Genomic DNA, 23366 nt, shown 5'->3' on the forward strand with positions numbered 1-23366 from the left:
GTTTTTTATGACTTGGGGTTGATGGTATGACAAGTGTCTCGGGGGCATGCCCCGAGACACTTGTCTGGCGACCTGATCCGGTGTCGAAAACCAGAAGATAATGATAATTAGAACGCTGGTTTATCAGTGCATTATGAATCCATTTAATATGGATAATCTTCTATTCAGACCAGAAAAATTCACTAGTTAATGATAAAAAATGGCAAGTGAGTTTTGGGTGGATGTTAAGAGCTGATTTCTGCTGCGCTTATGTCGGCAGTAGGGGAGGGGGATCAGTTTGTCCGATTTGGTGCGCCAAGACATGTTTTCTGCCATTCGTTTCACTATGTCCTTCGATCGGCACCAGCGCGAGAGCTGAAGTATTTGCGATGGTTAGACAACACAGGTGGAGACCGTCCGAACTGACGGCTAAATTAGCCGCCAGTTTCCGTCGCACATACAAACAGAATTAGACTGCAATTATAAATTTTCGAAGGGATTTAAACATCTGCGTTGTAAAACCACCGAAATATATAAGAAATATTTAAAGGGCGTTAAGCATATCTGTTAGCACAGCTTGTCGTTTCAATCGGTCATTTGTTACCTCGCCTAGACCATTACAAATATCAGCGGCCTTTTGAAAGGTTGTTGTCGCTTCCTGACCATGTGAGCCCATTATCTCAATTATTTGATTGGACTGTTTGACGGCTTCCTTCGAGCTAAGCTTGCAGCTATCGCGCCCGCAAACTATCGCACGTACTATAGCAAGAATGTGCCATTTGAACCGTTTCATATTTTGCGGGATCGTTCCATTTGAAACAAGAAGATTAAACCTGTGCATCGTTAAGGAAGCAGCATAATACACCTGTTCTTTAACATCGTTCGCGAACATTGTATCACCCAGATCTGAGTACATTTGCTTGGGATACCTGAATGCTAGCTCGGGCCTCATGCAAAACATTGCGGCTACGCATTTTACAGCATTATGGAGGGAGTAAATTCTAAGTGCCGGAATATCCTGACCTACATATTGCCTGTCGCGCCGCTCGAGGTAGAGCTTTTTTTCGATATCACTGGTATCGATGGACTCGAAATATTGCTCAACTTCGTACAACGGGTTTGAGAGAAAGGAATTGTGCATCGTCTACTTTAGACTGACTGTTCGTCGCACGCACCAACTCAGCGAAAACGTCCTCATCTTGAGTCTCTACAATTTTAACATTTACCATTAAATCGCCAAGAGCAGCCCGGTTCTCAAACAGGACATTCGAAGTTTGACATCCATTGACGATTTGGAAATTCCGTAGATGGAAGACGTTTCCCTGAAGCTGAACATCGGGACTGACAATGGTCACACCATTGTTCAACACGGGGAAACGTGAGGCAGAAAGGGAGTGAATTGTTTCAGATATCGACCTATTGACGGGATTCTCGTCACCCAAATAGGCGCGAACGTTTTCTTCAAAAACCTGACCACGCAAATTTCCGTCCTCAGTAATCAGAAGTTTGTCAACCAAATCGACGCCTTTTACAACTGCAAGGTATGCCTCATCGATTCCTGAGATTGGAGGGAGAGCAGCATTGCTAAAGGCACTTAGACTGGCTTGTGTTCCTGAATAAGTCCCCACCCAAAGCTTCGTAAGTTCGTCTCTCCCAAGAATGCTCACTGCAACAACGTGGAAGTACCCTGACTGAGTAAGTTGACGCTCAAATTCCAGTCTGGCCTGCTCAATCTCTTGGGGGGCTTGATAGAGCCCGGTAGTGACATAGTAAGCGTATATTGACGGCTTGCCATTTCTAACCTTTGGTACATTTTGGATGACCTCATCGAAAGTTCCCTTTGCCTCAACAAGTATCGAATCCGAAACGTGGTAATCTTCACCAGAGACAAAGCGCAGTACACCTTCCTTAAACTTCAAGAAGTCACCTAGATCAAAACGTTCACTGCTTTTCGCTTGGATAAAAACAGTGTCGACATCGCGATTTCGTCTTTGTTCTTCAAAGATTACTTTCGCATCCTCGGAAGAAGGGCAAGGCATTTCATCAATAGCGATTGCCACTCCATCGATTCCGTCATCGTCTTCGCCAGTGCAAACGTCGTCCAGTTCAAAGTCAGTTGAGTATCGGGACGAGAGAATGCTGTAGCTGCAGAATCGTTCGAACTGCATTGAGAGCGACATCGCCCCGCACCCAAAATTTTCACTAAAATTATTCAGATGCGACTGAACGATACGATGCATAACTGTTAGCTTCCTAATTTAATCTATCTGCCTTCAATACGAACGCGTTTCTTCGGGCATATGAAATTACCCATAAGAATACGAGTCCTACTAAATTCGAGGGCTTAACCGCAGTAGGCACTGTTGCCTTTTAGCCAAAATATTGCCTCATTGACAAACGGTGGCAACATATTCGACATGATGCACATGCCTCGCAACATCGAAGACTGTTTGCCATGAACTGCTTACGGCCAGTTGTAACGTATGACTGCTATGCGGACAGTAATGCAGCATTCTGAGCGTCCGAGATGAGGCAGAAGCGGCCACCCAGCGGTAAGCTGGGCAGCGTGTGATAATTTAATTGCTCTCTGGTCCGCGAGTGAGCGAGCATTTTACCCTGTGGTTTGCACAGGCGCTCCGCGCGGCTGGAAAGCCCGATTTAGGCTCATTATCCTCATATTCTGGTTTTTTTCGATTGTCGAAATTCCTTAATTACGTTAGTCAATATTCCGATATTCCAGCACGTTATTGATACCCTTAATTATGCGAATGTCCCTTATTGATGCGAAAAAGGCCCTTAATTAGGTGACAAAACGCGACCACGTTTTTATCAACGCACGGGTCTGCTTCCGTCCTCATATCGGGCATATAGCTACCCAAGCCATTCTCCGGATAGCGGACGTGTCAGTGTCCGCCATTTCACCTTTGGGTTGCTTCTCTCCTGTAGGTGTCTGCGGTTTCAAGATCAGCGGGTGAAAAATCTCGATTCCGCCCTCATTGAAGCAACTGACTTTTGCAGCGAGCGCTATGCCGCTGTAGAGCAGGTGTTCCTGTGACGCAGTAACAAGCTTATTTGAGCAACGAAAATGGACTATGGAAAATAGTCCCTCGAATAAGCCAGCTTGAAACACTTCATTATCAAGGAGATTAACTCTGAATAACTCTGCAGATGACCCGGCGTTACCCGTCTTCCGAGTGTACGAGGCTAGTCAAGATGAAGCAAAAGCGGCTTTAGATCTGATTCGTAAATTTCTTAAAACGATAAGCCATCGCACAAATGAGACAGATACTCTTCGTCGTGCAATCGAGCCAATCTTAACAGATGTATTGGGTTTTAGTAGAGAAGATCTGCACTCTACTATTGATCCCTCTGTTTCGTATAATGGACGTAAATTATACCCTGACCTTATTTATAAGAGCAGAAAAGATACTAATATTTCTGTCGTAATAGAAGCAAAAAGTGCCAAGGTAAATATTTTTGGTTCCAAGCATGGAGGAAATGGCGGCTTTAAAAATGCGATTGACCAGACTCTAACTTATCTCGATGCTTTCGGTAGCGCTGCTGCAATCGTGTCTAATGGTTGGGACTGGTGGCTGTTCCAGGTTGAAAACACCACGCATAGTAACACCGACCGTTCATGCTACACTGGATTGCATGTTCGTCTAGACAGGCCGAACCCTCAAAAAGAAGTTGAGATTGTTCGCACATTCATTTCTATTTTTCACCAAAGAAGTGTAATCGGCATAGGAGATGATGAGCTCTCACTTCCTTCACCAATGCCTCTTGAGTGGGAACGCGCTTTTTCCATTCCGAAATCCATAATTCGGTTCTATCACTTTGTTGACCTTCCGTTGAAAGGTCGCGGGTCGGGGTTCTCGTTAGAGAGTTTGGATCTAGATTTCATGTGAGAACACTGTGATATCGATATTTATTGATGGTCGAACTCTCGACCTCCTATGTTCTCTGATGAGGAACCGACACCGCGTTAGGCCCTGTTAGGGCTTGAAGATATTATGGGTCTACATGGCTCTTCATGATGAGCGTGATGCAGTCTGCGATGTCTGATGATGCGTGGCGGACTGGGAGCTTCTGATCGAGGCGGTGCGGTCTAAGGGCAAAGCTCCGCCACGCAACCTGCGTTAGACGGTGTCGGTTATCTTCTGGCGTCATTAGAATGGCGCGAAATGGCGATCTCTACCCTCGGAATTCGGCCCTTAGTGGACCGCGGCCCAGCTTTTCATTACCTAACAACCCCTGGCATAGATGGTCTTAGGAAAGCTCTATTTCATGTCGCTGGGTTTGATGAAGGAATCGGCTTTTTCAGTCTTTTATGGAACGCCTAACAAACTTTAGTCCGTACGAATGTCCGGTATTGTAAATTACGCGCCAGAACTGGACATTCCGCCCCCCCCTGATCCGCCTGTCTGCTCAGTGATACAGGAGCAGACAGGCGGCATTCGCCTTCCTTGTGGACATAAACCACCTGAAGCACTATTCCGCATAGCGGACATTCAAGGCGGATACCCAATGCAACTTGAACCCGATAGAGCTATCAGAGTGCCCGGTTTGTTACGAAGGAGCGCTATTATTGTAACAATCTAAGGCGGGAACGCGACCGGGAATATGTTTGTATTTCAAAGCGATTTCTGCCGCCATTGTTCTGGCCGTGGAAGAATATCCGTCTTATTATTAAACTATCCAAATCATTGATAATACCATTTACTTCGAATCGTCTTCCTTCTTCGATAACCCACAGTTCTACATACCTAGAACGGCCATTGGGTCCCTCATTTCTGGCCTCCTCACAGAACCAGTCTCGTATTGTATTCGCCCGGTAAGTCCTTCCAACACCTGTCTGTAAAATTGGATGGATTGGAACATTATTTAGTATAAAAATAGAACGTAAAAAACGAAGAGGCCCTGTCACATAATCATTGACGGCGGCAAGGTCAGCTTTGATCGCATTTTCGTCCGTATTATTTGACATACGCTTAAATTCTACTGCACACCATTGATCATTCATTGATAAAGGATCATGAAACATTAAATCTGGATGGATGGTTCCTTCGAGGTGAACGCCAAAGTTTCGTCCTGCGGGCCCGGCAGCTTTGCTACTTTCAATTGTTATCAGTATCTGATTCTGATCTATGGGATTTCCTCCAACTTCCCTGAAAATATTTTGATGTGTGAATGTATTCCGGCAGCGATGATAAATTTCAGCCTGCATGTCGCGTTCACCAAGCCTGAAGTACGATAATGGTGCGCTGCCAATAGCTTTAAAAAGATTAAGAACAGCTAGCCGAGAGATCATAACTCCAGGCTGAATGTCCTCGTTTTCATTCACGTACGGAGTGGGCCGAAGCATAATATTTTTCGCACCTTTTAAGGAAATTGAATTTGTATTCTTGGGTTAATGACCTGTCAATGTGATTATTATTTACTTTTCGTATTTCGAATGCATGACCTTCCAATATTTAAAAGGGGCGGAAATTTACATAATACTTACCTCAATTCCCGATATGGGTCAGAACGAGAAACCTCGAGACTTGCACGCCCCAGTATTAAGCTGCCTCCTTATTAAGGAATGTGGCGTCTGCTTGCTCGCTTCAACATCCCTAAGCTGACAGTCGCTTCTCCCTCCCTGATTTGTCTGTCCGCTCAGTGATGCAGAAGCATACAGGCGGCAGTCGCCTTCTTTTCGAACATACAGCTGCCCATATCGCTTTCTGCGCAGCAGACATGACCTGCGCAAACTTCAGTTATTACCTTGGGCCGAATGCGCTATGTCAGGTCTGGATTAGACGATAAGACAAACAGCTATTGGCGGCTACCTATCGTAGGGGGAATCTATGAAAATTGAGCAGTTGACTATCCGCAACTTTAGGTGCTTTGGGCCAGTAGGAGTGACGCTCACCTTCGAAGATGCTGTTACGGCCTTTGTCGGCAACAACGGCTCAGGCAAGACGGCGATTTTCGCTGCTATTCAAAAAGCCTTCGGCACATCGAGCACCCAACGGACGATCCGGAAATCTGACTTCCATGTGCCCATGGAAGACGAGGAACTCCAGTCGGAAACCCTGATGGTGATCGACTGTTTGCTTGGCTTCCCGGAGTTGGAAGAGGACGATGCGGATACGGATGCAATACCCGAAGTCTTCAATCAGATGGCCACGAGCGGAGAAGACGAGCCGCTGAAGGTGCGTATGCGCCTCGAAGCAAAGTGGATCGACGACGGTACGCCCGAAGGAACGATAGAGGAGGCCTTCCGATGGGTGCGCGCAACGGACGACCATTTCGTTTGGGACGAGTGTCAGGCGGTACAAGCCGTCGAGCGAAACTTCATCCAGCTGATATATGTCCCCGCCAACCGCAACGCAGCCGATCAGGTCACGAATCTACTCAAAGGACGTCTATGGCGTGCGGCGAAATGGTCTCAGGAGATGATTGAACAGGCAGAGACCTCGGCGAGCGCGCTTCAAGACAAATTTGATGCCGAAGATGTCACGGAATTTATTCTGGAACGGCTCAAAACCCGATGGTCGGAAGTGTACACCGGAGACACGGACACGACCCCGAAGCTCAGACTGGTCGAAACCAGACTTGAAGAACTCGTTCGGCGCGCGGAATTTGTCTTCTTTCCGGACGAGGCCGCGCGGGAGCGCCGCCTCGAAGATCTCAGCGATGGACAACGCTCTCTTTTCCACATCGCACTGACTGCAGCGACACTCGAAATCGAACGCGATGCTTTACAGGAGGTGCCAGCGAGCAGCGTGTTCGATCAGGAGAAACTTCGCCGAACTTTTCTAACAATCCTTGCAATCGAAGAGCCGGAAAACTCCCTCTCGCCGTTCTTCCTATCCCGGATCATGCGTCAGGCACGCGACATCGGCGGCGCTGCCGATGCGCAGGTGATTCTTTCTAGTCACAGCGCCAGCATTCTTAGCCGGGTAGAACCCGAAGAAGTGCGATACGCTCGCCTAGACACCGAGACCCGCGAGTCTTCGGTGAAGCTCCTTACCCTTCCAGAAGATGGCACCGAAGCTCGTAGGTATGTGCGTTTGGCCGTTCGTGCTTATCCCGAACTATACTTCGCACGGTTCGTCGTGCTGGCTGAGGGCGAATCCGAGGCGATCGTGCTCCCTGCCATCGCCGAGGTATCGGACTTCCCGCTTGACCGATCATTCGTTCCTATTGTGCCGTTGGCAGGACGGTTCGTAGCTCATTTCTGGCGTCTCCTGTCGGATATTAAGATCCCCTATGCGACCCTACTGGACCTCGATGCCGGACGACAGCACGGAGGTGCGAAGACGGTGCAGTATGTTGTGGAGCAACTCGCTGCCGTTGGGAACGACCTCACCGCCAACAGGTTCGTTATCGACGGGAAAATCGATCTCGATAAGCTTGACAAGATCGACAACCAGGAACTCATTGACCAAGATCAGAACCATCCGTGGCTCAAGGCGCTGAGACGAGAAGGCGTGTTCTTTTCATCCCCGCTCGATATCGATTTTTCGATGCTGGAGGTGTTCCCAGACGTTTACCAGAAGCCGAGACCGGGCGGCCGTGGCCCCAAAAAGAGTGCGAAGGCGCTCAAGGACAAGAAAAATATCACGCTGAAGACCGAAGGCGATCCCGATCTTTACGACGACGGATGGGACAATAGCTTTATCTGGTATCCGTATCTGTTCCTGAGCGAGAGCAAGCCCGAAGCCCATCTCCGCGCCTTGAGCGAAATAGAGCCGCAAGACCTTAAAAAGGAAGCTCCAAAAGAACTGGAAGAGCTCATCGCTTACGTTAAGCGTAAAGTTATCTCATGAGCCTCGTTCGTCCTGAAGACTGGGTGCCTCAAGGCATAGAAGAACTCGAAGATCGCGCTTGGGAGGCACTTCGGGAAACTGACCGCAGCGTATGCGTCACTGCCGGAGCGGGTGCGGGCAAGACTGAGTTCCTTGCGCAAAAAGCCTCCTACCTTCTACAGACCGGCCTTTGTCCCGCGCCCAAACGAATCCTTGCGATAAGCTTCAAGCGCGACGCCGCGGAGACGCTTTCGGCCCGCGTGCGGAAACGGTGTCCAGAGGGACAGGCTCGGCGGTTTGTGTCCCTGACATTCGATGCATTTGCCAAAGGGCTTGTCGATCAGTTTCGGATGGCGGTGCCGGCCCAGTACAGGCCACCAGCAAACTATGAGATCGCCTTTCCGACCAAAGATGCGTTAGACGACTTTCTGATGCGCGCCGGAATTCACGGCATCAATGCTCAGCAACTCGTGCGCATTATCGCATACGTCCGGATCGGCGATGCTGACCAAGGCATACCAGCCAACGTTCAGACCGTATTCGACAAATATTGGAACGATCAGTTGCATGGGCGACCCACCGCTTATCTGACGTTTCCGATGATAAATCGTCTTGCAGAGTATCTCGTACGCGCCAACCGCCGTATCCACGCCGCGATCCGGATGACTTACCCTGTCATTTTCCTCGATGAGTTCCAGGACACGCAGCGCGCTCAGTTCGAGTTGCTCACCGCCGCCTTTGACAAAAACCATAACACATTTACCGCGGTCGGAGACGACAAGCAGCGCATCATGGGATGGGCGGGCGCTATGCCGAACGGCTTCGAGGTGTACACGCAGCAGTTCGATGCAAGACCCATATCGCTACTCTTGAACTGGCGCTCGCATACCGATCTCGTGGCGATCCAGCATATCGTCGCGCAAAGCATCGACCCCAATGTAGAGCATGCGGTTGCGCGCGGGAAAAAGACGGTCGATGGACATGTCTGCGCGATTTGGGATTTCGGAAGCGAAGAGGAAGAAATCGAAGGCCTGGCAGGCTGGATAGCCGAGCAGGTCGGTGACGGTATTCCGGCCCATGAACTGGCAGTCCTTGTGCGGAACCGCCCCGAACTTTTGGAGAAAGAATTAGGCCCGGCTCTTGCCGAACTCGGCGTCCCTCTTCGAAACGTCGCACGGAATGTCGGCTCGATCGCGATCCAAGACTTGCTCGCCGAAGAGCTCGCCGAGCTTCTCCTTCCGCTACTGAGGCTTGGGGCAGAAAAAAGAAACCCCGCGGCATGGTCGTTGGCTCAAGAGCAGCTACGAAGGCTGGAGGCTATATCTCTTGACGACGACCTCGGACTCCAACGATCGGCGGCGCGCACCGAAGCTCTGGTAAAATCGATCAGGGCCTACATTACCTCGCATGATCCGCGTGCTGCCAACGCAGTGGGTGCTGTCGCTCTCCTAATCGAGGAAATAGGCGAGGCGGTCATAAGGCGCGTGACACCGTCATACACACGCAATGCCGACTTCGCTCGCGTGGTGGAAGGTTTCGAACTCCTGCTGTCCGAGTGCCTTGGCGATGCCGACAGTTGGAGCCAAGCGCTCGACCGCTTCGAAGGGCGTAACCAAGTGCCGTTGATGACCATCCACAAGAGTAAAGGAATGGAGTTCCATACGGTTGTCTTCTTCGGCCTTGATAGTAACAGCTGGTGGAGCCTAACCCCTAACAAAATGGAGGAGATGAACTCGTTCTTTGTGGCACTCACGCGCGCAAAACAGCGCGCGTTCTTCACCAACTGTAGAGATCGCGGCGGCAGGATTAACTGGCTGGAAAGTCTGCTTGGTGCGCACGTGCCTCGTATCGCGAGCAAGGACATCGCCTAAGCGCGACAAACATCTTCTCATCATGTCCGCAGCTCATTGCGAGATGAGCGGCAAATCTCCCAACCCGACTGATAAGGGCAACGACCAAGAGTGTCGGATTTGGAGCATGCTCTCATGCGGATGGGGCGACTAGATACTAGCGCATGTCGGTCGTGAGCAACGTGCAACCGAATAGCAGCTTTTTGCTTACCACGCGCGTTAGCCGACTGTCTGCTCTCCCCCTAAGATGGACATGGAGTGAATCGTCGGCATGGAAGCTGGAATTCTCCTAATTAAGGAATTTCGACAATCGACTGGCTTTGTGCCCGGATTTTTTTATGTCCGACAAGAGAACTTATCGGACATAAAGCCGGGGGAGGGGGCAGAAATGAGAAAATAATCTATTTTCAAGCTAATGGTCAGTTAGAGTGAATTGGAACTCCTTGCCTTCACGTTTGTAAAGGCGTATTTTGTGCGTATCTGGCAAGGAGAAAAAAGTATGGCGTCCATCAATCTGAGGATCGACAGCACCCTGAAGGATCAGGCTTATGCCCGTCTCGCGGAGCTGGGCGTGACGCCGTCCGACCTGATCCGCCAGACCTTCGAATATGTCGTGCAGACCGGAAAACTGCCCGTCTCGCGGCATGTCCTCTCCAGTGAGGACGCGGATCTGCTGCAGGTGGTGCGTGAACGTCTTGCCACACCACAAGCCCCTGTAACGGTGACACTGGATGAGCTGTGAGCTCTATACGCTCCAGTTCGACCCGCGCGCCCTGAAGGAGTGGCGCGGGCTTGATCGCACAATCCAGATACAATTCAAAAAAGTTCTGGCCAGACGGCTGGAAGCCCCCCGGGTTGAGGCCGCCCGCCTGTCTGGTACGCTGGGTGACTGCTACAAGATCAAGCTCAGGGCCAGCGGCTACAGGCTTGTCTACCGGGTGATCGACAGCCAGGTTGTCGTACTCGTTCTGGCGATTGGCGAGCGGAACCAGTCCAGGGCCTATGAACAGGCCGGGAAAAGGCTCTGAGTATGCGCATCGAACGTCTTGCCGCTCGCCCAGACGATGTAGCAGCCGCCCTGACCCGTACTGCCCTGGCATTTGGCGCCCTCGACCAGCAGCTGCGCCGTCACCCTCTGCGCGAGGCCGTGCTGTTCAGGGCGCGGCTGGAAGCAGCCCGGCAGTGCGCGGCCGTGGATGGCTTTCTGATCGACCCCTGGCAGCTGGCCGCGAGCCTTGAGGGGTTGCGACCGCGCATACGCGGCCACGATGTGTACGAGCGGGGCAGCGAGGTCGATGCCCTGCGTTACGCTTTTGAGCAGTATCAGTGGCTTGCACGGGCTTCAGCATCTCAGGAAGAGCGCATGACCGAAGCGCTCGGCCGTGCAGCCCTGCCGGTTGGCCGCTTGGGTGTGCTGTGGGGCAGTGCGCTGGCCTTTCGGGAGTGGATCGAAGGCGGTGAGGCGCGTGCCCCCTTCCGTGGGGCGCTTGTGCGGCTATGGCAGAAAGAAGGGGTGTTTGGCGGCCTGTATCCCGTAACGGGAGCGGCGGCATTTCGAACGGGCAGCTCCTGGGATGAGCGGCGCTGGCTTCCTACATGGCTGGGCGCTCTGGAGCGCGAAGCGGCCGGGATCAGAGATATGGTTCACACGCTGGAGCGGTCATGGCGGGACGCGCGGGCGCAGGCCGGTGATCAGCGGCGTAATTCGAAAGCGGCTCTGGCCATCGACATCATTGCCGCCCATCCCGTGATTTCAGCCACGACTTTGGCCGCGCGGCTGCCGGTGTCGGTTCAGGCGGCGTGCGTGCTGCTGGAGCGGTTCGTCGAGCGGGGGCTGGTCGTCGATGTCACGCACCGTGCTGCGCGACGTCTCTTTGCGCTGAAGGATCTTGCGCCGCTCCGTGAAGCGATTGGCGCGCGGGAAAAACCTGTACCGGGGCGTAAAAGGGGGCGGCCAGCGTTGGGAGAGGGTGCCGCTCCTGTCGAGCACGATGTTACTTCGGTCGAGGAGACGTTTAAGCCTTTACCCCGGTGGCAACCCGATTTCTCCGAGCTGGAGGCGGCAATGAACGAAGCAGAGAGCGTCATACTGACTGCGTAGAGTGACTTGCCTCGTTCATCATCTTCGTAAAATGGAATGGGTCAAAGTAGATGGAGGGGTCGAAAAACCCTCCACCTTTTTCTCAGGAGAACAGGTTTCCACTTATCCCAAAAGGGTCACACCCATTCACGTGCGCCCCTTGACGGAAGCACTAAAGCTGATTGGCAATGCGTCGATAGGACCGCGCCAGACTGACATTCATCTCCGCGACGCTTTCGGAAAATGCTGTCGCATCTTGCGTGACCTGCGGGATCGTCAGCAGATCCGTATTCGAATGAATCGTCGTCGTGGATGGAATATAGAATTCCGCAGGCAAGACGCAGTCCTCAACGACGGAGTTGTGTCTCACCACACAACCATGTTCGACCGTGCAGTTGAAAATCACGGAATTGAAGCCAACGAATACCTCGTCTCCAACAGTGCAGGGACCGTGAATAATCGAGCGATGGGCGATTGAAGTGCGCGATCCGATTGTCACGGCCGCACCATCTTTCGAGTGGATGACAACACCATCCTGAATGTTTGATCCACTCCCGATCCGGATGGGCTCGACATGGCCATTTTTATCGGCTTCATCGGCACGAATGACGGCATAGGGGCCGATGAAGACATCGTCCTCGACAATCACATGACCGCACAGGATCGCGGTCGGGTCGACAAAGGCGCTTTCAGAAACAACGGGGAAATCACCACGCGGATTTGGTCTCAGCATAGCCACGTTTCGTCTCCTTAAAGATCGGTCAGAATTACGCCAGGCAGGTCATTCGACAGGGTTTCGCCTGGCTGATAGTGCATGACAGAGCGAATGGCCTCTCCCCGATGCAGAAGATCAAATGCTGTATTGATCCGGTCATGCGTCATGTTATGGGTGATGTAGGGATCGACGCTGAACTTGCCCGCCAGCCATTCATCGACCATGCCGGGCAACTGCGAACGCCCTTTTACGCCCCCAAAGGCCGTGCCCCGCCAGACCCGCCCTGTGATCAACTGGAAAGGCCGCGTCGAGATCTCCTCGCCAGCCCCAGCGACACCGATGATCGTGCATTCGCCCCAGCCTTTATGGCAACACTCAAGGGCCGCACGCATGACATCGACCCGACCGATCGCCTCAAAGGAATAATCCACGCCGCCCCCCGTCATCTCCACGATCACTTTCTGGATTGGATCGGTATGATCGATCGGATTGACGAGATCGGTCGCACCCAGATTTCGGGCCAGCAGGAACTTGGCTGGATTGGTGTCAATGCCGATGATCCTTGCGGCACCAGCCATGACAGCCCCCTGAATGACGGCCATGCCAATCGCGCCGAGACCAAAGACAGCCACGGTCGAGCCCGGCTCCACCTTCGCGGCGTTCCGCACAGCACCCATACCTGTCGGGACGGCGCACCCCATGACGCTGGCTTTGGCAAGCGGCGCATCTTTAGTGATCTTCGCCACGGCAATTTCGGGCAGCACGGTGTATTCGCTGAACGTGCTGGTGCCCATGTAATGAAAGATCTGCCGGCCCTTGTATGAAAAACGGCTGGTGCCGTCTGGCATCAGCCCAAGCGCCTGTGTCTCACGGATGGTCGAGCAGAGATTGGTCTTGCCCGAGCGGATCATTGGGCAGTTCGGGTCTTCGGGAATATAGAGCGGAATGACATGATCACCTGGGACAACAGAGGTGACGCCTTTGCCGACATCCTCGACGATACCCACCCCTTCATGACCGAGAATACACGGAAAGCGTCCTTCTGGATCATGCCCCGACAGGGTGAACATATCTGTATGACACAGGCTCGTGGTCACGATGCGAACCAGAACCTCGCCCTCTTTCGGGCCTTCGAGATCAACCAGATCGATCTCAAGCGGCATGTTAGGTTCCCACGCAATAGCTGCTCGGGTTTTCATAAAAATAGTCCTCAGTAATGATGTGTGATTGCTCGTTCAGGCCGACTCAAGACTTTCCGGCTGACGGCGCCAAACCGGAAAGGGATCAGGAAGGCTTACGTAGCGTGACGGCTCAAAAGCGGTGTCTCCGAGGTCCGGCACAAGACAGTCATCCAGTGCCCGACATAGGCCTGTTTCATCCATCTCCGCGGTGCCTATAAAGACGATTTCCTGACGCCGGTCGCCAAAGACCGGATCCCAGTTCCCCAACACGAAGTCGCGCCACTGATCGCTATCCGGCCAATCATTTTTCGGAATCGCGGCCCACCAAAGTCCCATCGCCTCGCTCCGCACAAGGCTCCGGCCTGACTCATTTCGCCCACCCAGTCCGGGCGCGTGGCCAGCCAGAAATGCCCCTTGGCGCGCACGACGCCAGACCAACTCCGATCAAGAAAGGCCTGGAATTTCGCGGGCTCGAACGGACGGCGCGCACGGTAGACAAAATTACGGATGCCATACTCGTCCGTTTCGGGAACATGATTGGCAAAGCCGTAGAGTTCCTTGAACCACAACGGATGCTGATGTGCCTTGTCGTAATCGAAACGCCCGGTATTCAGTATCCGTTCAACTGGCACCTGCCCCATATCGGTATCGATGATATCGGCGTCCGAATTCAAGGCACGAATGATCTTCCGTGCCGCGTCTACCTGATTCGGCGTGGCGGTGGAGACCTTGTTTATCACCACGACATCGGCAAACTCGATCTGTTGGACGAGCAGATCGACCAGTGCGCGCTCATCGTCCTCGCCTGCTGTTTCGCCCCGATCCTTCAGGAAATCGCTAGAGGAATAGTCGCGTAGGAGATTGACCGCGTCCACGACCGTCACCATCGTATCTAGCCGTGCGATGTCGCTCAGGCTGACGCCATTCTCATCGCGGAACTCGAATGTGGCGGCAACGGGCAGCGGCTCTGCGATGCCAGTAGATTCGATGAGCAGATAATCGAATTTCTCTTCCTCCGCGAGCCGCCGCACTTCCTGCAACAGATCATCGCGCAGCGTGCAGCAGATGCAGCCATTGGTCATCTCGACCAGCTTCTCATCGGTGCGCGACAGATTACTGCCGCCCTCACGCACCAGATCGGCGTCGATATTGACCTCGCTCATGTCGTTCACGATGACCGCGACCTTATAACCTTGGCGGTTATTCAACACATGATTGAGCAGAGTTGTCTTACCCGCGCCCAGAAAGCCAGACAGCACGGTAACGGGGAGCCTGTTGTCCATAGGTGTTTCTCCTCTAGAGCTGCGTCGGGTTTGGGACGTCGCCATAGACAGCGACCGGATCAAAGGTTTTGTGCGTTTCGCAAAAGACGAGTTCTGTTGATGACGCTGAAACGACTTCATCAGTAGGGAGATCGACACGCCGGTAAAAACAGCTTCGATAACCCACATGGCAGTTCGCTCCTGTGCCCGCAGTGCGCACGCGCAGCCAGACTGCGTCCTGATCGTCGTCGATCCTCATTTCGATGACATGCTGGATCAACCCGCTCGTGGCACCTTTCCGCCAGAGGCACTGGCGACTTCGGCTCCAGTAATGCGCCTCTCGGGTTTCGATGGTACGGGCGAGCGCCTCAGCGTTCATGACGCCGACCATCATGACATCACCGCTCTCTGCGTCTGTCGTGACCACGGTCAGCAGTCCGCTAGCGTCGAAACGCGGGGCAAGATCGCTTCCTTCCTCGACCTGCTCGATAGAGACGCGCTTCCGGAATGCGGTTGATGCGAAAAAGACAGTTGCGCCCGTCATACGCCCCCCATTCCTGCCATAGCGAAGAACTGGCGACGCAAGGGTTCCGACGTCTCGAACTCGCCCAGCAGGCGACTGGTGACCATGCTCACACCCGGCTTATGCACCCCACGTGTGGTCATGCACTGATGCGCCGCGTCGATCACGACTGCGACGCCGCGCGGCTGAAGAACGCTCTGGATTGTATCAGCGATCTGCGCCGTCAGTTTTTCCTGAATCTGAAGGCGATGGGCGAAGACGTCCACGAGACGCGCCAGCTTGCTGATGCCAACCACCCGCCTGTCGGCAGGTAAGCCACATGCGCCTTACCGATCAGCGGAATGATATGATGTTCACAATGGGATTCCAGCCGAATGTCGCGCAGCACCACCATTTCGTTATAGTTTCCGGTCTCTTCGAAGGTCCGCTCCAGAAGAGCGACCGGATCATCCTGATACCCCTCGAAAAACTCTTCATAGGCCCGCACCACACGGTCAGGCGTGCCGACAAGCCCCTCGCGATCAGGATTATCTCCGGTCCAGGCGAGCAGAGTCCGCACCGCCTCTTCTGCCTGGGCCCGTGTCGGTCGCGCCCGGACTTTCCGGGCCGTTTCAATCAGTGCGTCCATTCAGCCTCATCCCGTCATTGACTATGTTATGTTATGTTATAATATAACATTATGGGTGTCAGCCACTTCCCGTCAAGCTCCGGAACCATGCCTATTTTCACACAGCCTCAGCCAACGGCGGAAATCTCACGTCTTTCATCACCGAAACCAGAAACTCCGGTCTTCAACGATCAGGAGCGTCCCGGTGCCATGTTGTTCATGGAGAGCTGGCCCGCGCCAAAGGTCGACGCGGCTAAAGACGCCGCCTTAACCTGTCCCGCCCCGCATGTGGTCGCCTGTGCCCACGCGGCAGTCGTGATGGATCTGAAACGGCCCGATGTTGATATGGTCGTATGGGGCCGCAGGGTTCCAGCAGCATGGGAGATATCCCTCACAGAGTGGTCGGGCTCCCCGTCTCCCCTCACTCTCTTCGGTACGCCTTCGGAGATCGCGGATTGCCTTGAGACCCCGGCTGTGCGTCAGGATTGGCCTCCCGTCATTCTGACTGATGTCAGGGATCTGTCCTCTCTGTTCGGTGTTCTGACAGGAGGCGTCCGGCAGCACATCCGACTGATGACGCCCCCTAGTGGTGAAGCTGCGTTCGAATTGCCCCCCGATGTACTCAGGCTGATCTGTGGCTATGGGCACACCGGGGCGGAGTGGTGCAGCAGTCAGGACCCGAAGAGCGGCATTGTCAGTGCCCTGTCGTCTTTCGCCGTTGCGTTTATCAAGGGCGCGGCTGAAAGCGAATCTGGCTGCTTCCATCGTCTCCCGGCCAATGTCCCAAACGGTCCGATGCCGGGGACAATCCTTATGATGGATACAGTTTCCCGATGAAAGAACGTGTCACACGGCCTTCTCGCAGCGTCGATCCGGTTTCCAATACCCCAAATGGCCGGACCACGTCTTTGCTGAGTGATGTGCTCGATGCGCTTACTAAAACAGATTTACCGTTATCAGCTTACGATATCCTCCGGTGTGTCAGTCGTCCGGATAGCCGCCCCCTCGCCCCGCCTACAATTTATAGGGCCCTGGAAAAGCTGATCGCCGATGGGCTCGTCGGACGGCTCGAAAGTCGAAATGCCTTCGTTCGGATCCAGACAAGCAATCCGTCGCGCCTCGTCTACTGTATCTGCGATCGATGTGGCGCCGCTCAGGCGGTGGAAAACACGCCATCCTGTCAGTTGATCGACAGCGCAGCCGAGACCCTTGGTTTCCAGGTCAGGCATCGGGTGATGGAATTACAGGGCGTCTGCGCGCAGTGCATTACCCGTCCTTCTTTCTCGCCCGCGTCTCAACACCCCCTACAGAACGACCTTCCGGCACGCGCCCCCAAATGAGCCGCGGCCCTCTTATCGCCCTTATTCGTCAAGGTTCTCCCATGTCATTGACCACCATCGCTTCCCGTTCCGCATCACATTCCCCAAAGGATGTTCTCGCCCGCCGTGTGAACGGGATTATCATCGATCTCACCACGCCTACATCCGGAGACCGACCATCTGACCCTGTCTGCCGTGCGGACGCCGATGCCCTTCCCCTGCTCCGTCACGACACAGCACACGTCCTCGCACAAGCGGTCAGCGAACTGTTTTCCGATACCGCACTCGCGACAGGACCTGCCACAGAGCACGGATTTTTCTACGATTTCGCTGCTGAGCACACCTTCACGGATGATGACCTCGTCCGGATCGAAGCCCGTATGCATGAGATCGTCGACCGGGACGAAACGATCGTCAGGGAGGAATGGGATCGCGAGACAGCGCTTTCCTGGTGCAGGGAAAATGGACAGCCCTACAAGGCCGAGATCATCCGATCTTTGCCTGCAGATGCCGTCCTGAGCTTTTACCGGCAGGGCGGCTTCGTCGATCTCTGCCGGGGACCGCATCTCGCCAGCACAGGACAGATCGGACACGCCTTTCGGCTTCTCGGTACGGCTGGTGCTTACTGGAAAGGCGATCGGAACAATCCAATGCTCCAGAGGATTCACGGCACGGCCTGTCGTGACGCCGACGAACTGGCAGCTTGGGAGCGGTGTCAGGAAGAAGCTGCACGGCGCGATCATCGCCGTCTCGGGCGTGAGATGGATCTGTTCCATTTCCAGCCTGAAGCACCGGGAGCGGTATTCTGGCACCCGAACGGCTGGACACTATTCCAGACTCTTCTCGCTTATCTGCGCGAGCGCCAGCAGGCCGAGAACTATGTGGAGATCAATACACCAGACATTATGGATCTGTCTCTCTGGCAGACTTCCGGTCATTGGGAGAAATTCGGGGAAAACATGTTCACCACTGAGACCGAGGGCCGTACCTACGCCATCAAACCCATGAATTGCCCTGGTGGTGTGCAGGTTTTCCGTCATGGCTTGAAGAGCTATCGCGACCTGCCCCTACGGATGGCTGAATTCGGTAAGGTTCATCGCTTCGAACCGTCGGGGGCACTGCATGGCCTCATGCGCGTGCGCGCATTCACACAGGATGACGCGCATATTTTCTGTACGCCAGAGCAGATGGAGGCCGAGACACAGCGGATCTGCCATCTCGTGCTTTCGATCTATAAGGATTTTGGCTTCGACGATGTCCGTATCAAATTCTCCGACCGACCTGAAAAACGTGTCGGATCGGACGATATCTGGGACCGCTCGGAAAAAGCGTTACAGCGCGGGGTCGAAGCTTCAGGCCTTTCCTACACGCGTAATCCAGGAGAAGGCGCCTTTTACGGCCCCAAGCTGGAGTTCGTATTGCGTGATGCAATCGGACGAGATTGGCAGTGCGGTACCGTTCAGGTCGATCTCAATCTGCCTCAACGTCTAGACGCTCATTATATTGGTACGGATGGGGACAAGCATGCGCCCGTCATGCTGCACCGCGCCCTGTTCGGTTCGCTGGAACGCTTCATCGGCATTCTCCTTGAACACCATGCCGGCCACCTGCCTTTCTGGCTCGCACCTGTTCAGGTCGTGGTAGCGACGATCACCGTCGCTGCAGACGCTTACGCGCACGATCTAGCCGACACGCTCCGCCAGCGTGGCATCCGCGTTGCATCTGATCTGCGTAACGAGAAAATTGCTTACAAGATCCGCGAGCACAGCCTCGCGAAAGTGCCCTTGCTGCTGATCGTCGGAAAGAAGGAAGAGCAAGCGGGAACCGTCTCCATCCGGGAATATGGAAATCCAGAAACGCCAACAATGAGCACGGATACGGCCATCAACAGGCTGATCAATGCATCGTATTGTCGCCTGACGCGGGTCTTTGACGTATGACGGGCCTGCGCAATGCTCTCATGACCGGTTACAAGTCCACTGACCTGGAGGGATCGAAGAACTATTGGTTGATGTATCTTGGTTTTGATTTTGGGCTTTTGGCGTGCTGATTGACGCTATCTGGGGTAGGATTCGATCTGCGTTTTGAGCAGATCGAGTGTTGTCCCCTGCTGAATGACTACGCGCTCGCGTTCAATCTTTCGAGGAAGAGGAAGCGGCGCATGTTGTAGACGATATTGGCCAGGCCGATCCTCATGGTGGCTCGGGTGATACCGACAGTCCGGACAAACAGCCCCGTCTGTGACTTCTGATCGGCAAAGACATGCTCGACACGCGAGCGGATGACCGACTTTCCAGCATTTGATTTCTGGATATGCCGGGGCATAGGCTTGAGATGCGGCTTTTTGCGATGAACCTTGGAAACAAATCCCTGCTTTTCCATGAAGTCTTCGTTGGCTTTTGAGCGATAGGCCGTGTCAGCCCAGACACTTGAGGCCGTATTGGTTTTATCCAGCAGCCCCTCTCTCAATCTCGCGCCATCACTGGCGGCGGCATGCGTTGTTTTCCATTTCCGGATGAACCGGTATTTCCGATCGATGGAAACATGCGATTTATAGCCAAAGAACGGGATGGCGAGATCACTGGATGGCATGGTTCCATCATCCTGCCGCTTCGCTTTGGTGAACTTTAGCGTCCAGCGCGCATGACGATCCTTGTGCGACAGCTTTGACGGCCTGTCCTGCCAGTCTTCAGGAATACGTCCTTCCCGAAGATCGGCTTTCTCTGCGTTGGTGTTCCGCTGCTTTGGAGCCGCTACCAGTGTGGCATCCAGGATCTGGCCTGACATCGGCAGATAGCCCGCGCTGCGCAGGGTCGCATCAAAGCGGTTGAACAGCCCATCGATCGCACCCGCCTGGGTCAGACGCTCGCGAAACAGCCAGAGTGTTTTGGCATCCGGCACCCGATCCGAAAGTCCCAGACCAAGGAAACGCATAAAGGAGAGGCGATCGTTGATCAGATATTCCGTCCGCTCATCAGACAAATTGTTGAGCGTCTGGATCACCAGAATTTTGAACATCAGCACCGGATCAAATGGCGGTCGTCCGCCTTTGCTTCCGTCAGAATACGCCAGAGCCTTCTCCAGGTCAGGGCGGAAGACTTCAAAATCCACAGTCCGGGAAAATGCTTCGAGCTGATCACCAAGCCCGCTCAGCCGGGCAAGCCGCTCTTCAACGTCAAAAAATCCCGCCTGCTTCATGATCCATACTCCAATCAACGCAAGGAAAATGGAATCACAGAGCAGACCTCAATAACAGAGGGTTTTTCGAACCCTCTAGGTCGCCAGACAAGTGTCTCGGGGGCATGCCCCCGAGACGCTTGTCATCCCACCAACCCCAAGCCATAAAAAACGGGAACTCTCCTTTTGAGTGGATACAAAAAAGGGGGCACGTCACTCCACGTCGGGCCAGCCGATTGGGACGATCGTGCCGAAGCCAGACACATCGCCGCAGCCCTTCAAAATGCAGCAGAAAGACTATCGAAAAGGGATACAACACCCTCTAGTATGTATATTTAACCTCTCCGATAAACATTCTTCCCGTAGATGGTGTCGCTCTATTGGAGAACAAGCTTTGGTAATTTAAACGGTTAGCCAAATTATATCCATTCATTGATATTTTCCAATGTTCGTCGAAACGGTGTGAAATAACAGCACTAAAATCAACATTAGCCGGCACCCTCAGTGTATTAGCTGCATTAAGCCACACATGTTGACGCCACGTAACGCCTCCCCCCAATCATAAAATTGTAAGGCTTGCTCGCAAACGCATTGTACGCAGTCCAAAAAGTCGCCTGATTATGGGGCACATAGGGAATATTTTTCCCCAAATTAGAAGAAGTACTAGAGGTTGTTGTGCTGCTATCATACAGTGCATAAGTTCCCGTAACATTCCAGCCTGGCAGGATAACGCCACCAGCCGACAGCTCAAGACCTTGATTGCGCTGCTTGTCCGACGACCCCTCCAGTTCACCTGTTACTGGATCTGCATTCAAGGCGTTCCCCTTATCAAGGCGAAAAAGAGAAGCTGTTAGTCCAATACGATCATGGAAAATACTATATTTGGCGCCAATTTCATAAAGTTGTGATTTTTCTGGGCTGGCAAAAGAAGTCGTTCCTGGGCGAATAGGAACCGAGCCGTTTGTGACATACATACCCATTGGGGTAGTAGAGCTTGCCCATGTAAAGTAATATGTCTGGTGACTATCAGGCGTAATCATTAGACTTACACTTGGGTTGAATACACCGCTGACGTCATGGAAATGTTTATCAGGATATTTTGAGACATCACCTCCCGTTACATTATATGCGGTTTGCCAACGATCCCATCTTCCCCCCCCCTTAATAGACAACCAATTTGTGAACCAAATTTGGTCAAAGAGGAAAATTCCAGTGTCAAATCCATATCCATTACTATTAGCTTTAGCACCAATACCGCCAAGATTGACTAGACCGCCCGGATTTGAATTTCCGGGAACCAAATTCAGGTTACCTACATTCGGATTGGGATTGACTAAACTAGCATATGGTTTGGCATTTAAATACGTATATTGCTGCCGACTGTCGCTAACATTCTCAATATCAAAACCAGCTACAAGCTGATGCCTTAAAAAACTAGTTTTAAAGTTTGCCACCATAGAAAAGACATTCTGAACAGACCAGCTCTGTTGCTGGTATGGTAAGGGCGCCATATAAGTTCCTGCACCAAGTCCATTTCCTGCTCCATTAGGCCCCGATCGAGCAACCAGCGCATCTGCTGGAGTGCCAGAAAAATAATTATTCACGCACGTGCTGTCACAAGTAGCCTTCGAGCCAGCAAATGTTCTATAATACTGCCCACCTCTTAGATCATCATAAAATGTGATATGGTCGTTAAGTTTATAAGTAAATCGTGCTGTTTCCATATTATCATTTGTCGAATTTTGATCGCTGCTTGTACCGTAGAAGTTTGTACGGCGCACCCCATACTCGGTAATAGGTTGACCATAAGCGGCACCAGGTTTTGTAACAACAGGCACACCAAAATCCGGTATGGAATTCTCTTGTTGATGCATATATTGCAATATTAAGGTTGATTTTTCGCCCAATCCAAACGCTATTGAAGGTGCGACGCCCCAACGGTGCGAATAAATATAGTCACGTCCAACAATGTCATGCTCATCGCCCATTCCTGTGATTCGAAACGCCGTCGTTTCGTTTATTTTATGATTTACATCAAGTGTACCGCGATAATAATTACCAGATCCTCCAGAAAACTCAGCCGAAGCACGGTTAACCAGCGTTGGAGTTTTTGTGATCATATTGATCGCTCCACCAGTCGTTCCATTACCAAATACTTCTGATGACGGGCCTTTAATAACAGAAACAGTTTCCATATTAAAGGAGTCTCTTGAATAAACTCCGTAGTCCCTTAACCCATCTTCATAAATATCATTTTGCGCCTGAAAGCCTCGGATGAGAAATTGATCACCGTTCATCCCCCCTGCCCCTTCACCAATTGATGAAGTGACACCAGGTACATCCCGGAGCGCTTCGTCCAAAGATTTAACATTTTGTTGTTGCATTAACTGTTGGGGAACAACGTTAATTGTCTGTGGCGTGTGCATCACATCTTGCGGCATGCGAGACAAACCAAGATAATCGTGCATTGTATTGAAACCATGCCCGGTTACTATCAGACTTTCTACTTCACCCTCTGATATCTCGTCCTTTTTTTTCTGAGATTTGGCGTTTTCCTTGTATGAATGCTTTTTCTTGATGTCTTTTGATGAAGATTCGGCATGAGCATTTATGGCAGCGGATAACATTACTCCTGCAGCTGTCACTGAGACAAAACCATTTTTACATTTTTGGTTCAGATTTCTATGCTTTCTCATCTTTTCTCACACAAATCACATTGACTGATGAGGGAGCCATAACATGTATCGCGCCATATGTTAATGCGAGTTATTATCATGCGCATGGACAAGCAATATACCTGAAGTCTACACACTTATGACCATCCGTTTGATGCGAGGCCAAAAAACAGCACACTCACTGTCACAGATCCCAAGTGGA

The 23366-nt window shown here is 52.5% G+C and carries 16 protein-coding genes and 3 pseudogenes; 9 read left to right on the plus strand and 10 right to left on the minus strand.

The window, feature by feature from the left end; genetic code table 11:
• Positions 1 to 523 precede the first annotated feature (523 nt).
• Positions 524 to 871, minus strand: a complete 348-nt coding sequence (locus JCM25143_RS23815) for a hypothetical protein (RefSeq protein WP_234395105.1) — start codon at positions 869 to 871, stop codon at positions 524 to 526.
• A 208-nt stretch (positions 872 to 1079) separates the two neighbouring features.
• Entirely contained in the window at positions 1080 to 2219 is a 1140-nt protein-coding gene (locus JCM25143_RS17815) for an AIPR family protein (RefSeq protein WP_199897849.1), read from the minus strand.
• Positions 2220 to 3173: 954 nt separating this feature from the next.
• On the opposite strand from JCM25143_RS17815, the gene JCM25143_RS21955 reads away from it, so the two are divergent.
• On the plus strand, positions 3174 to 3887 hold the full coding sequence (locus tag JCM25143_RS21955) for a hypothetical protein (protein ID WP_148300045.1): 714 nt from the start codon (positions 3174 to 3176) through the stop codon (positions 3885 to 3887).
• Between the two features lie 677 nt (positions 3888 to 4564).
• On the opposite strand, the gene JCM25143_RS21960 is transcribed toward JCM25143_RS21955, so the two are convergent.
• Positions 4565 to 5323: a hypothetical protein gene (locus JCM25143_RS21960; protein ID WP_148300046.1), complete on the minus strand. Its 759-nt coding sequence runs from the start codon at positions 5321 to 5323 to the stop codon at positions 4565 to 4567.
• 505 nt (positions 5324 to 5828) lie between these two features.
• Here JCM25143_RS21960 and JCM25143_RS07555 point away from each other — a divergent pair.
• From JCM25143_RS07555 to JCM25143_RS07575, 5 genes are all read left to right on the plus strand, one after another.
• Positions 5829 to 7796: an ATP-dependent nuclease gene (locus JCM25143_RS07555; protein ID WP_025860603.1), complete on the plus strand. Its 1968-nt coding sequence runs from the start codon at positions 5829 to 5831 to the stop codon at positions 7794 to 7796.
• Positions 7793 to 9646 (plus strand): UvrD-helicase domain-containing protein, encoded by a 1854-nt coding sequence (locus JCM25143_RS07560; protein WP_025860604.1) that lies wholly within the window; start codon positions 7793 to 7795, stop codon positions 9644 to 9646. The genes JCM25143_RS07555 and JCM25143_RS07560 overlap by 4 nt, the downstream gene beginning before the upstream one ends.
• Before the next feature lie 478 nt (positions 9647 to 10124).
• Positions 10125 to 10367 carry a type II toxin-antitoxin system RelB/DinJ family antitoxin gene (locus tag JCM25143_RS07565; protein ID WP_025860606.1) on the plus strand — a complete coding sequence of 81 codons (243 nt, stop codon included), beginning with the start codon at positions 10125 to 10127 and terminating at the stop codon, positions 10365 to 10367.
• Entirely contained in the window at positions 10357 to 10653 is a 297-nt protein-coding gene (locus tag JCM25143_RS07570; protein ID WP_025860607.1) for a type II toxin-antitoxin system RelE family toxin, read from the plus strand. Before JCM25143_RS07565 ends, JCM25143_RS07570 begins: the two co-directional genes overlap by 11 nt.
• Before the next feature lie 2 nt (positions 10654 to 10655).
• The gene (locus JCM25143_RS07575; RefSeq protein WP_025860609.1) at positions 10656 to 11726 is read left to right on the plus strand and encodes a hypothetical protein; all 1071 of its coding nucleotides are present in this window, start codon (positions 10656 to 10658) and stop codon (positions 11724 to 11726) included.
• Between the two features lie 151 nt (positions 11727 to 11877).
• Here JCM25143_RS07575 and JCM25143_RS07580 read toward each other — a convergent pair whose 3' ends face one another.
• The 5 genes and pseudogenes from JCM25143_RS07580 to folE all read right to left on the minus strand — a co-directional run bounded on the left by JCM25143_RS07580 (position 11878) and on the right by folE (position 16014).
• Positions 11878 to 12438 carry an LbetaH domain-containing protein gene (locus JCM25143_RS07580; RefSeq protein ID WP_025860610.1) on the minus strand — a complete coding sequence of 187 codons (561 nt, stop codon included), beginning with the start codon at positions 12436 to 12438 and terminating at the stop codon, positions 11878 to 11880.
• Between the two features lie 17 nt (positions 12439 to 12455).
• A complete protein-coding gene (locus JCM25143_RS07585; protein ID WP_025860612.1) occupies positions 12456 to 13619 on the minus strand; it encodes an S-(hydroxymethyl)glutathione dehydrogenase/class III alcohol dehydrogenase in 1164 nt (387 codons plus the stop codon).
• 36 nt (positions 13620 to 13655) lie between these two features.
• A pseudogene (gene zigA, locus JCM25143_RS17825) lies at positions 13656 to 14884 on the minus strand (zinc metallochaperone GTPase ZigA).
• 13 nt (positions 14885 to 14897) lie between these two features.
• Positions 14898 to 15407: a phosphoribosyl-AMP cyclohydrolase gene (hisI, locus tag JCM25143_RS07595; RefSeq protein ID WP_025860613.1), complete on the minus strand. Its 510-nt coding sequence runs from the start codon at positions 15405 to 15407 to the stop codon at positions 14898 to 14900.
• Positions 15404 to 16014: pseudogene (folE, locus tag JCM25143_RS17830) on the minus strand (GTP cyclohydrolase I FolE). The gene hisI and the pseudogene folE overlap by 4 nt, the downstream one beginning before the upstream one ends.
• 297 nt (positions 16015 to 16311) lie before the next feature.
• Here folE and JCM25143_RS07605 point away from each other — a divergent pair.
• Genes JCM25143_RS07605 through thrS form a run of 3 tightly spaced genes read left to right on the plus strand, consistent with a single transcriptional unit; the run spans position 16312 to position 19252 of the window.
• The gene (locus tag JCM25143_RS07605) at positions 16312 to 16830 is read left to right on the plus strand and encodes a DUF1826 domain-containing protein (RefSeq protein ID WP_267879925.1); all 519 of its coding nucleotides are present in this window, start codon (positions 16312 to 16314) and stop codon (positions 16828 to 16830) included.
• A complete protein-coding gene (locus tag JCM25143_RS21435) occupies positions 16827 to 17333 on the plus strand; it encodes a Fur family transcriptional regulator (protein ID WP_081773521.1) in 507 nt (168 codons plus the stop codon). The genes JCM25143_RS07605 and JCM25143_RS21435 overlap by 4 nt, the downstream gene beginning before the upstream one ends.
• A 41-nt stretch (positions 17334 to 17374) precedes the next feature.
• Positions 17375 to 19252: a threonine--tRNA ligase gene (thrS, locus tag JCM25143_RS07615; protein WP_234395106.1), complete on the plus strand. Its 1878-nt coding sequence runs from the start codon at positions 17375 to 17377 to the stop codon at positions 19250 to 19252.
• Positions 19253 to 19430: 178 nt separating this feature from the next.
• Here the strand turns inward: thrS and JCM25143_RS07620 are convergent, their stop codons facing one another.
• Together JCM25143_RS07620 and JCM25143_RS21440 are read right to left on the minus strand one after the other, a co-directional pair.
• The gene (locus JCM25143_RS07620; protein WP_199897851.1) at positions 19431 to 20513 is read right to left on the minus strand and encodes an IS5 family transposase; all 1083 of its coding nucleotides are present in this window, start codon (positions 20511 to 20513) and stop codon (positions 19431 to 19433) included.
• Between the two features lie 298 nt (positions 20514 to 20811).
• A pseudogene (locus JCM25143_RS21440) lies at positions 20812 to 23185 on the minus strand (TonB-dependent receptor).
• Positions 23186 to 23366 lie beyond the last annotated feature (181 nt).

It is taken from the genome of Acetobacter papayae JCM 25143 (genome assembly GCF_000613285.1).
GTDB lineage: Bacteria > Pseudomonadota > Alphaproteobacteria > Acetobacterales > Acetobacteraceae > Acetobacter > Acetobacter papayae.